Source organism: Nocardia sp. NPDC003269, from assembly GCF_042888005.1.
Taxonomy (GTDB): domain Bacteria; phylum Actinomycetota; class Actinomycetes; order Mycobacteriales; family Mycobacteriaceae; genus Nocardia.
Window position 1 is genome coordinate 2017185 of sequence record NZ_JBIAPA010000001.1, and the last position, 12567, is coordinate 2029751.

The window sequence follows — 12567 nt, forward strand, 5'->3', positions numbered from 1 at the left end:
TTGGACCGGCTGGATTTCGGCGGAAACGGCGAAACTGGTGACGGACGTGGAGTCTCTGCGGAGTACTTCCCGCTCTCGCCCGCACAGCTGGGTATCTGGTACGCGCAGCACGTCGACCCGCAGGTGCCGATCAACATCGCGCAGTTCGTCGACCTGCGTGGCCGGCTCGACGTCGCGGTGCTCGAGCAGGTCAGCTCGCAGGCCGCCGCGGAGCAGCAGTCGGGCTTCCTGCGCATCGTCGAGATCGACGGCGAGCCGATGCAGACCGTCGACCTCACCCTCGACGACACGCTGATCTACGTCGACCTGCGCGACGAGGCCGACCCGGAGGCCGCCGCGGCGGCGTGGATGCGCGCCGAGTACAGCCGCCCGCTCGACATCGTCGCCGACCGCCTGGTCCAGGCCGCCGCGCTGCAGCTCGAGGACGAGCGCTGGTACTGGTACGCCCGCGTCCACCACATCGTGCTCGACGGTTTCGGCGCCAACAACTTCGTCACCCGCACGGCACAGCTCTACACCGCGGCCGTCACCGGCGTCGACGCGCCGGCCAACAAGGCCACCGATCTGCGCGCGCTCTACGAGTCGGAGATCGCCTACCGCGACAGCTCCCGCTTCGAGTCCGACAAGGCGCACTGGGCCCAGCGCGTCGCCGGGCTGGAAGAGGGCAGCAGCCTGACCGGGCGCTCCGCGCCGCCCTCGCCGGTCAACGACGTCACCAGCGCCGCCCTGAGCCCCGCCCAGGACGAGCTGTTCGGTGAGGCCATCGCCCGCCACGACACCACCTCGGCGCCGCTGCTGATCGCCGGTTTCGCGGCGTACCTGGCGCAGATCACCGGCACCTCCGATGTGATCCTGAGCCTCCCGGTGACCGGCCGCACCACCGCCGTGATGCGCCGCTCCGGCGGTGTCACCTCGAACATCGTGCCGCTGCGCCTGCGCGTCGGCCACGACACCACCGTGGCCGAGCTGCTGCGCGCGGTGACCACCGAGGTCTCCGGCGCGCTGCGCCACCAGCGGTACCGGCACGAGGACATCCGCCGTGATTCGGCGGGCGATGGCATGGTCGCCACGGAGTTCTTCGGCCCGTGGGTCAACATCATGCTGTTCGACAACGAGCTGCGCTTCGGCGACATGGACGGCACCCTCAACGTGCTCTCCACCGGCTCGATCGAAGACCTGGGCGTCAACTTCTACCAGTCGCACGGCGGCACCCGCTCGCACATCGACTTCGAGACCAACCCGAACCTGTACTCCGCGGCCGACGCGGCGACGCATCACGCCCGCTTCCTGGAGTTCTTCGACCGCTTCCTGGCCGCCGACGCGGCCGCGGCCGTGTGGTCGCTGCCGGTCACCGGCGCCGCCGAGCTGGAACGCTCGCTGACCGAGTGGAACGACTCGGCGCACGAGGTCCCCGCGACCACGCTGCCCGCGCTCCTGGACGCGCAGATCCCGCTGACCCCCGACAGCATCGCCCTGAACTTCGAGGGCGAGACCCTGACCTACGCCGAGTTCGGCGCGCGGGTCAACCGCCTGGCCCGGATCCTGATCGCCGACGGCGTCGGCCCGGAGTCGCTGGTCGCGCTCGGCATGCGCCGCTCGCTTGACCTGGTGATCGGTATGCACGCGGTGCTGCGCGCCGGTGGCGCGTACGTGCCGATCGATCCGGATCACCCGGCCGACCGCACCGCCTACATCCTCGAGTCCGCGGCACCGGTCTGCGTGCTGACCACCACCGGCGACGACCTGGACCTACCGAGCACGGTGGCCAGGGTGGAACTCGACACCCTCGACACCGCCGCGTTCGCCGACACCCCGATCACCGACGCCGAGCGCCTGGCGCCGCTGCGCCCGGACAACACGGCCTACGTCATCTACACCTCGGGTTCGACCGGCCGCCCCAAGGGCGTCGCGGTCACCCACCACGCGATCGTCAACCAAGAGCTGTGGATGCTCGACGAGTACCGGTTGACCGCCGACGACGTCTACCTGCAGAAGACCGCCACCACCTTCGACGTGTCGCTGTGGGGTTACTTCCTGCCGCTGATGGTCGGCGCCGAGCTGGTCATCGCCTCGCCCGACGGCCATCGCGACCCGCTCTACGTCGCGGACATGATCGAACGCCACGGCGTCACCGTGACCGACTTCGTGCCGTCCATGCTGACGGTGTTCGTCTCGCACGCCACCCGGGCCCAATGCGAAACGCTGCGTGCGGTTTTCGTCATCGGTGAGGCGCTGCCGCCGGAGACCGCCGCCGGTCTGCGCGCGATCTCCACCGCCGGTCTGCACAACCTGTACGGCCCGACCGAGGCCGCGGTCTCGGTCACCTACTGGGAGGCCACCGAGGCCGACACCGTCACGGTGCCGATCGGTATCCCCGAGTGGAATGTCGAAGTGTACGTGCTGGATTCGCGGCTGCGCCCGGCCGCGATCGGCGCCCCGGGTGAGCTGTATCTGGCGGGTCGTCAGCTGGCCCGCTGCTATCGCGGCCGCCCGGACCTGACCTCGGATCGCTTCGTCGCCAACCCGGTCGGCGCGCCCGGCGAGCGCATGTACCGCACCGGTGACCTGGTGCGCTGGAACGCCGACGGCGTGCTCGAGTACATCGGCCGCACCGACTTCCAGGTGAAGTTCCGTGGTCAGCGCATCGAGCTCGGCGAGATCGAGACCGACCTGCTCGCGCACCCGACCGTCAGCCAGGCCGCGGTGCTCGTGGTCGACACCGCGACCGGTCAGCAGCTGGTGGCCTACATCGTGTCCGCGCCCGGCCAGTCCGCCGACCCGGCGACGCTGACCAGGTTCGTGTCCGAGAAGCTGCCCAGCTACATGGTGCCCGCGTCGATCATGGTGCTCGACGCGTTCCCGCTCAACACCTCCGGCAAGCTGGACCGCAAGGCCCTGCCCGAGCCCGTCTTCACCGCCGCCGCAGGCGATTTCCGCGCGCCGCGCACCCCGGCCGAGCAGATCGTGGCGGGCATCTTCGCCGATGTGCTGTCCCAGGAGCGGGTCGGCGCCGACGACAACTTCTTCGAGCTCGGCGGCAACTCGCTGGTCGCGACCCAGGTCGTGGCCCGCATCGGCGCCGCGTTCGGCATCCAGCTGGGTGTGCGCGCGCTGTTCGAGACCCCGACCGTGGCCGGGCTGGCCGCGCGGGCCGAATCGGCGACGCCCGCCGACATTTCCGCGGCGCGCCCGCCGCTGGTGGCGCTGCCGCATCCGGAGCAGGTGCCGCTGTCGCTGGCCCAGCAGCGGATGTGGTTCATCAACCAGTTCGACCCCGCCGCACCGACGTACAACCTGCCCTTCGTGGTGCGGATGAAGGGCCGCGTCGATGTCGACGCGCTGATCTCGGCGCTCGATGACGTCGTGGTGCGCCAGGAATCGCTGCGCACGATCTTCCCGGACGCCGACGGCGGCTTCCAGCAGGTGCTCGGCGCCGACCAGTTCGATCTGGGCATCACGGTGACCCCGATCGATCAGTCGCTGCTGCACGACGAGCTGATCCTGTTCGCCTCCACCGGTTTCGACGTCACCCTGGAACTGCCGATCCGCGTGCGGATCTACCAGGTGACCGGCGGAACGACCAATGGCACACCGGAATTCGCGGTCGCCTTCGTGGTCCACCACATCGCGGCCGACGGCTTCTCCTTCGGCCCGCTGGCCCGCGACGTCGCCACCGCCTACCTGGCCCGCTCGGCGGGCGAGGCGCCCGGCTGGGCGCCGCTGCCGGTGCAGTACCGCGACTACACCCTGTGGCAGCGCGAACTGCTCGGCGCCGAGAGCGATCCCACGTCGATGGCCGCGCGCCAGCTCGACTACTGGCAGCGGGCGCTGGACGGCCTGCCCGACCAGCTCGACCTGCCCAGCGACCGCCCGCGTCCGCAGCAGCAGAGCTTCCGTGGCGCCCGGGTCGGTTTCGAGATCGACGCGCAGACCCACGAGCAGCTGGCCGCGCTGGCCCGCGCCAACGGCGTCACCCTGTTCATGGTCATGCACGCCTCGCTGGCGGTGCTGCTGGCGCGGTTGTCGGGCACCACCGACATCGCGGTCGGCACGCCCATCGCCGGCCGTGGTGAGCAGGCGCTCGACGACCTGATCGGCATGTTCGTCAACACCCTGGTGTTGCGCTCCGACGTCGACCCGACCCAGCCGTTCAGCGAGTTCCTCGCCCGCACCCGCGAGACCGACCTGAGCGCGTTCGCCAACGCCGATGTGCCGTTCGAGCGGCTCGTCGACGTGCTCAACCCGTCGCGCTCCCAAGCGCGGCATCCGCTGTTCCAGGTGGTGCTGTCGTTCCAGGAGATGTCGCACGGCACCCTGGAGCTGCCCGGCCTGTCGGTCGACGCCGACGAGGTCGAGGTCGACATGGCCAAGTTCGACCTGCAGTGGACGCTGACCGAGGAACACACCGTCACCGGATCGCTGTCGGGCATGACCGGTGTGCTCACCTACGCCGTCGACCTGTTCGACCAGTCGACCGTGGAAGAGCTGCTGCTGCGCTGGCGGCGCGTGCTCGACGCGATCCTGGCCGACCCGGCGGTCACCGTCGGCGCCATCGACGTGCTCGACGACGCCGAGCGCACCGACCTGATCACCCGCTACGGCGCGCCCGCCGCGGTGGCGCGCACCCTGCCGCAGCTGATGGCGCAGGCCGCCCTCGATACCGAGGCCACCGCCGTGGTGTTCGAGGGGACCACTGTGTCCTATGGCGAACTGGATCGCCGCTCGAACCAGTTGGCGCGCTTGCTGATCCAGCAGGGTCTCGGTGCCGAGGACTTCGTCGCCGTCGCGGTACCGCGCTCGCTGGAGTCGGTGCTGGCGGTGTGGTCGGTCGCCAAGACCGGTGCCGCGTTCGTGCCCGTCGACCCGAACTACCCGGCCGACCGCATCGCGCACATGATCACCGATGCCGGTGTGTCCGTGGGTATCACGGTCACCTCCGAGGCCGACGAACTGCCGGAATCGGTGCGCTGGCTCGAGGTCGACGACATCGATCTCGACGACATCTCCGACGCGCCGCTGGCCCCGCGCGAGCTGGTCCGCCCGACCGATCCGGCCCAGCCCGCGTACCTGATCTACACCTCCGGTTCCACCGGTGTGCCCAAGGGCGTGGTGGTCACCCACGCCAGCGTGGCCAACTTCTGCGCCGAGCAGATCGACCTGTACTCGCTCGACTCCGACACCCGCGCACTGCATTTCGCCTCGCCGTCGTTCGACGCGTCGGTGCTCGAGCTGCTGCTGGCGCTGGGTCGTGGCGGCACGCTCGTCGTGGTCCCGCCGGGCGTCTACGGCGGTGAGGAACTGCGCGACATCCTCATCACCGAGGAGGTCACCCACGCGTTCGTCACCCCGGCCGCGCTGGCCACCTTCGACGCGCGCGGCCTGGACCACCTGCGGGTGCTGGCCGCCGGTGGTGAGGCGGTCCCGCCGGAGCTGGTCACCAAGTGGGCGGTGCGCCTGCCCGACGGTTCGCGCCGCATGCTGGGCAATGTCTACGGCCCGACCGAGACCACCATCGCCTCCAACCTCTCCGAGGGCCTGATCCCGGGGGAGCGGGTCGTCATCGGTGGACCCATCCGCGGCGTCCACACCCTGATCCTCGACGACCGCCTGCGCCCCGTGCCGGTGGGCGTGGCCGGTGAGCTCTACATCGGCGGCATCGGCATGGCGCGTGGGTACCACGCGCGCGCCGCGCTGACCGCCGACCGCTTCGTCGCCAACCCCTACGCGCCCGGCCTGCGGATGTACCGCACCGGTGACGTGGTGCGCTGGACCGCCGACCGCAATGTCGAGTACGTCGGCCGCTCCGACTTCCAGGTGAAGGTCCGCGGTTTCCGGATCGAGCTGGGCGAGATCGACTCCGCGCTGGCCTCGCACGAGACCGTCGACTTCGCGGTCAGCATCGGCCACAAGAACAAGGGCGGCAGCACCTCGCTGGTGTCCTATGTCGTCGCGGTGCCCGGCAGCTCGATCGATGTGCCCGCGCTGACCGAGCATGTCGCGCAGCGCCTGCCCGCCTACATGGTGCCGTCCTCGATCATGGTGCTGGCCGCGGTCCCGCTGACGGTCAACGGCAAGCTCGACCGCCGCGCGCTGCCCGCGCCGGTGTTCGAGGTGCGGGAGTTCCGCGCGCCGACCACCCCGATCGAGCAGATCGTCGCGCAGGTCTTCGCCGACGTGCTCGAGCTGTCCCGGGTCGGTGTCGAGGACGACTTCTTCGAGCTGGGCGGCAACTCGCTGATCGCCACCCAGGTCGCCTCCCGCATCGGCATCGCCCTGGACACCAGGGTGCCCGTGCGCATGCTGTTCGAGGCACCCACCGTGGCGGCGCTGGCCGCGCGGGTGGAGTCCCAGGCCGGTGACGGTGCCCGCAAGGCGCTGGTCGCCCGCGAGCGTCCCGACCTGGTGCCGCTGTCGCTGGCGCAGCAGCGCATGTGGTTCCTCAACCGCTTCGACACCGCCTCGGCGGTCAACAACATCCCGGTCGCGATCCGCCTGTCCGGCGAGCTGGACGTGGCCGCGCTGCAGGTCGCCGTCATCGACGTGATCGACCGGCACGAGTCGCTGCGCACCGTGTTCCCCGAGTCGGGCAACGGCCCGGTGCAGGTGGTGCTCGACGCCGCGCAGATCGTCCCCGACCTGACCCCGTACCGGGTCACCGAGGACAACCTCATCGATCACCTGATCGACCTGGCCTCGATGGCCTTCGACGTGACCAGCGAAGTGCCGCTGCACGCCCGGCTCTTCGAGATCAGCGAGACCGAGTACGTGCTCGGCATGGTGGTGCACCACATCTCCGCCGACGGCTGGTCGATGGCGCCGCTGTCGCGCGATGTCATCGTCGCCTACGCCGCCCGCACCTCCTGGGAGGCGCCGACCTGGGCCGAATTGCCGGTCCAGTACGCCGATTACGCGCTCTGGCAGCGCGAGGTCCTCGGCTCCGAGGACGACGCGCAGTCGCTGATCTCCTCCGAGATCGACTACTGGGCCCGCGAACTCGCCGATCTGCCCGACGAGCTCGTGCTCCCGGCCGACCACCCGCGCCCGCCGGTGGCCAGCTACCGCGGTGGCACCTACAGCTTCGTCATCTCCGGCGACACCCAGCGCGCCCTGGTGGAACTGGGCCGCCGCTACAACGCCTCGCTGTTCATGGTCATGCACAGCGCGCTGGCCGTGCTGCTGGCCCGCGCCAGCGGCACCAGCGACATCGCCATCGGCACGCCGGTGGCGGGCCGTGGTGACCAGGCCCTCGACGACCTGGTCGGCATGTTCGTCAACACCCTGGTGCTGCGCAGCCAGGTCGAGGGCGCGACCTCCTTCGCGGCCCTGCTCGACCAGGCCCGCGAGACCGACCTGCAGGCGTTCGCGCACGCCGACGTGCCGTTCGAGCGGCTCGTCGAGGTGCTCAACCCGCCGCGGTCGCAGGCGCGCCATCCCCTGTTCCAGGTGATGCTGTCGTTCCAGAACAACAAGCAGGCCTCGCTGCAGCTGCCCGGCCTGTCGGTCAGCGGCATCGACTACGACTCCCAGCTGGCCAAGTTCGACCTCCAGCTGACCCTGACCGAGGTGCAGGACACCGACGGTGAGGCCGGCGGCATGTCGGCCGAGTTCTCCTACGCCCTCGACCTTTTCGAGGAGTCGACGGTCGCCGCGTTCGCGCGCAGGCTCGACAACATCTTCGCCGCGATCGTGGCCGATCCCGAGGTCGCCGTCGGCGACATCGATCTGCTCGCGCCCGAGGAGCACGCGCAGGTCCTCGTCGACTGGAACGACACCGCGCGCCCGGTGCCGGCGGGCACCCTGGTCTCGCTGTTCGACGCCCAGGTCGAGCGGACCCCCGACGCGGTCGCGCTGGTCTTCGAGAACGAGCGGCTGAGCTACCGCGAGCTGCAGGAGCGCGCCAACCGCATCGCCCGCAGGCTGATCGCGGACGGTGTCGGCCCTGGCGCGCATGTGGCACTGGCCATCCGGCGGTCCACCGAACTCGTCGTCGCCATGTACGCGGTGCTGCAGGCGGGTGCGGCGTACGTGCCGCTTGACCCGGATCAGCCCGCCGACCGCATCGGCCACATCCTCGAGACCGCCCGGCCGGAACTGGTGCTCACCAGCCGCCGCGACGCGTTCGAGGCCGACGGCGTCACCGTGCTCGCCGTCGAGAACATCGAATCGCCCGCCGATTTCGGCTCGGCGCCGATCACCGACGCCGAGCGCACGCAGCCGCTGCGCGCCACCAACACCGCCTACGTGATCTTCACGTCGGGTTCGACCGGCCGCCCCAAGGGCGTCGCGGTCGACCACGCCGCGATCGTCAACCGCCTGCTGTGGATGCAGCACGAGTACCCGATCGACGGCGCCGACGCGGTGCTGCAGAAGACGCCCGCCACCTTCGACGTGTCGGTCTGGGAGTTCTTCTGGCCCTTGCAGACCGGCGCGCGCCTGGTCGTCGCCAAGCCCGACGGCCACCGCGACCCGGTGTACCTGGCCCAGGTCATCGCCGAACACGGCATCACCACGGCGCACTTCGTGCCGTCGATGCTGTCGGTGTTCGTGTCCACCCTCGGCAGCAACGGCAACGGCAACGCGGTCCGTCTGCGTCAGGTGTTCGCCTCCGGTGAGGCGCTGCCAGCGCCGACCGCGCAGCGCCTGCGCGAGCTGACCGGCGCCCGCCTGCACAACCTGTACGGCCCCACCGAGGCCGCGGTCGACGTCACCTATCACGAGGTCGTCGACACCGACGTGGAGTCGGTGCCGATCGGCCGTCCGGTGTGGAACACCAAGGTGTTCGTGCTGGATTCGCGGCTGCATCCGGTGGCCCCCGGTGTCGCGGGTGAGCTGTATCTGGCGGGCGATCAGCTCGCCGTCGGCTATCTCAACCGGGCCGATCTCACCGCCGACCGCTTCGTCGCCAACCCGTACGGCGCGGCCGGTTCGCGCATGTACCGCACCGGTGACCTCGTCACCTGGACCCGCGACGGGGAACTGAACTACCTGGGCCGCACCGACTTCCAGGTGAAGCTGCGCGGTCTGCGGATCGAGCTCGGCGAGATCGAGGCGACCCTGCTCGCGCAGCCGGGCGTCGCGCAGTCGGTCGTGGTCGTGCGCGCCGACGCGCACGCGGGCGATCAGCTCGTGGGTTATGTGGTGCCCGAAGCGGATTCGGGCATCGACGTGGCGGCCGTGAAAGCGGGCGTCACCGCCGAGCTGCCCGCGTACATGGTCCCCGCCGCGCTCGTCGTGCTCGACGAGTTCCCGCTCAACGCCTCGGGCAAGCTCGATCGCAAGGCGCTGCCGGCGCCGGTGTTCGAGGCCAAGGTGTTCCGCGCGCCGTCGACCCCGATCGAGGAGATCGTCGCGGAGATCTTCGCCGACCTGCTCGGCGCCGATCGCGTCGGCGTGGACGACGACTTCTTCGCCCTCGGCGGCAACTCGCTGGTCGCGACCCAGGTCGCGGCCCGCCTGAGCAAGGCCCTCGACGCCGAGGTCGGCGTCCGCACCCTGTTCGAGGCGCCGACCGTCGGCGCGCTCGCGGCCAGGGTGGAGTCGCACGCGGGCACCGGCGTGCGCGCCGAGCTCACCGCGCGGCCGCGCCCCGAGCACCCGCCGCTGTCGCTGGCACAGCAGCGGATGTGGTTCCTCAACCGCTTCGATCTCGGCGACACCGGCGACGCCGGCACCTACAACATCCCGGTCGCCGTGCGCCTGCAGGGCCTGCTCGATCTGCCCGCGCTGCGCGGCGCGGTGGCCGACGTCATCGCCCGGCACGAGTCGCTGCGCACCGTCTACCCCTCGCACGACGGCACCGCCTACCAGAAGGTGCTCGCCGCCGCCGTTTCCATCCCCGAGCTGGAACTGGTCGAGGCCGACGAGACCGATATGGCGATCTCGCTCTACGAGTTCGCTCGGCGCGGTTTCGATGTCACCGCGCACGCCCCGGTCCGCCTGCGGGTCTACGAGCTGGGCGAGCGCGAGCACGTGCTGGTGATGGTGGTCCACCACATCGCCTCCGACGGCTTCTCGCTGCGCCCGCTGGTGCGCGACCTGATGACCGCCTACGTGGCGCGCACGGCCAACGCCGAGCCGGGCTGGCCGCCGCTGGCGGTGCAGTACGTCGACTACGCGCTGTGGCAGCGCGAGACCCTCGGCGAGGAGACCGATCCCACCTCGCTGATCTCCGAGCAGCTCGACTACTGGCGCGGCGCGCTCGCCGATCTGCCCGACGAGCTGCGCCTCGGCCACAAGTCGCGGCCCGCGCAGGCCACCTACCAGGCGGGCACGCACCGCTTCGAGGTGCCGGGCGAGCTCGTCGACGCGCTGAACCGGGTCGCCCACGAGCACGGCACCACGCTGTTCATGGTGGTGCACAGTGCCTTCGCGGTGCTGCTGTCGCGCCTGTCCGGCACCGAGGACATCGCCGTCGGCATCCCCGTCGCCGGTCGTGGCGAGCAGGCGCTCGACGACCTGGTCGGCATGTTCGTCAACACCCTGGTGCTGCGCGCGCAGGTCGACCCGGCCGCCTCGTTCACCGAGCTGCTGGCCCGGGTCCGCGAGCACGACCTGGCCGCCTTCGCGCACGCCGACGTGCCGTTCGAGCGCCTGGTCGAGGTGCTCAACCCGGCCCGCTCGCAGGCGCGGCACCCGCTGTTCCAGGTGATGCTCTCGTTCCAGAACCTGGGCCGCACCACCCTGGAACTGCCCGGCCTGACCGTGTCCGAGCTGGGCATCGACCAGCACGTGGCCAAGTTCGATCTGCAGCTGGCGCTCAGCGAGGTGCCCGCCGACGACGACAGCCACATGGAGGCCGAACTCGTCTACGCCACCGACCTCTTCGACGCCGGCTTCGCCGCCACCTTCGGCGCGCGACTGCTGCGCGTGCTCGAGGGCGTCGTCGCCGACCCGGCGGTCGCCGTCGGTGACATCGAACTGCTCGACGCCGCCGAGCGCACCCTGGTGCTCGACCGCTGGAACGACACCGAATTCGCCGTCGACGCCGCGCTGAGCACCCCCAGCGACGACGACCCGGCCACCCTCAACGCCCTGTTCGAGGCGCAGGTCGCGCGCACGCCCGACGCGACCGCGCTCACGTTCGAGGGGACGAGTCTGTCCTATGCCGAGTTCGCGGTGCGCGTGCGGCAGCTGGCGCGCTGGCTCAAGGACGCCGGTGTCGGCCCGGAATCGTATGTGGCCCTTGGCATGCGGCGCTCGATCGACCTGCTGGTCGGCATGTACGCCGTGTCCGCCGCCGGTGGCGCGTACGTGCCGCTGGACCCCGATCACCCGGCCGAGCGCATCGAGCACATCCTCGAGACCGCGCAGCCGGTCTGCGTGCTGACCTCCGGCGAGAGCCTGCCCGGCGTGGCCGGGCGCGAGGTGCGCATCGACCAGCTCGACCTGTCCGGCCAGTCGGCCGAGCCGGTCACCGACGCCGACCGGCATCGTCCGCTGCGCTCGGACAACACCGCCTACGTCATCTTCACCTCCGGCTCGACCGGTCGCCCCAAGGGCGTGGCGGTCAGCCACGCCGCGATCGTCAACCGCCTGGTCTGGATGCACGCCGCCTACGGCCTGGCCGCCGACGACGTGGTGCTGCAGAAGACCCCGGCCACCTTCGACGTGTCGGTGTGGGAGTTCTTCTGGCCCCTGCAGGTCGGCGCGCGCCTGGTGGTGGCCAAGCCGGACGGGCATCGCGACCCGGCCTACCTGGCCCGCCTGATCGCCGCCGAGCAGGTCACCACGGTGCACTTCGTGCCGTCGATGATGGCCGTGTTCGTCACCGAACCCCTTGCCGCGGACTGTGTCTCGCTGCGCAACGTGTTCGCCTCCGGTGAGGCGCTACCGTCGCCGACCGCGCAGCGCCTGCGCGAGCTGACCGGCGCCGCGCTGCACAACCTGTACGGCCCCACCGAGGCCGCGGTCGACGTGACCTATCACGAGGTCACCGACGCCGACACCGACACCGTGCCGATCGGCGCCCCGGTGTTCAACACCCGTCTCTACGTGCTGGATTCGCGGCTCAAGCCCGTTCCGGTGGGTGTCGCGGGTGAGCTCTATCTCGCGGGCGTGCAGCTGGCGCACGGCTATGTGGGTCGCCCCGACCTCACCATGGACCGCTTCGTCGCCGATCCGTTCGCGCCCGGCGAGCGCATGTACCGCACCGGTGACCTCGTCACCTGGACCCCGGACGGCGAGCTGGAATACCTGGGCCGCACCGACTTCCAGGTGAAGCTGCGCGGCCTGCGCATCGAACTCGGCGAGATCGAGTCGGCGCTCACCGCGCTGCCGCAGATCGCCCAGTCGGTGGTCGTGGTTCGCGCCGACGAGCGCACCGGTGATCAGCTGGTCGCCTACGTCATCCCGCAGCAGGGCTCGATCGTCGACACCGACGCGGTCAAGGACGCCCTCGGCGCCGAGCTGCCGGTGTACATGGTCCCGGCCGCCTACGTGGTGCTGAACGCCTTCCCGCTCAACGCCTCCGGCAAGCTGGACCGCAAGGCGCTGCCCGCGCCGGTGTTCGCCGCCCGCACCTTCCAGGCGCCGGTCACCCCGGTGCAGCAGATCGTCGCCGCCACCTTC

General features: G+C 70.7%; 1 protein-coding gene (cut by a window edge). It reads left to right on the forward strand.

Annotated features, from left to right (window positions below; all coding sequences use genetic code 11):
- Positions 1-12567, forward strand: the 5' portion of a protein-coding gene (locus ACFYWJ_RS09400; protein WP_355273621.1) for a non-ribosomal peptide synthase/polyketide synthase. 31041 nt of this gene lie beyond the right edge of the window; 12567 of the gene's 43608 nt are visible here — the first part of the coding sequence; the start codon lies at positions 1-3; its stop codon lies beyond the right edge, outside the window.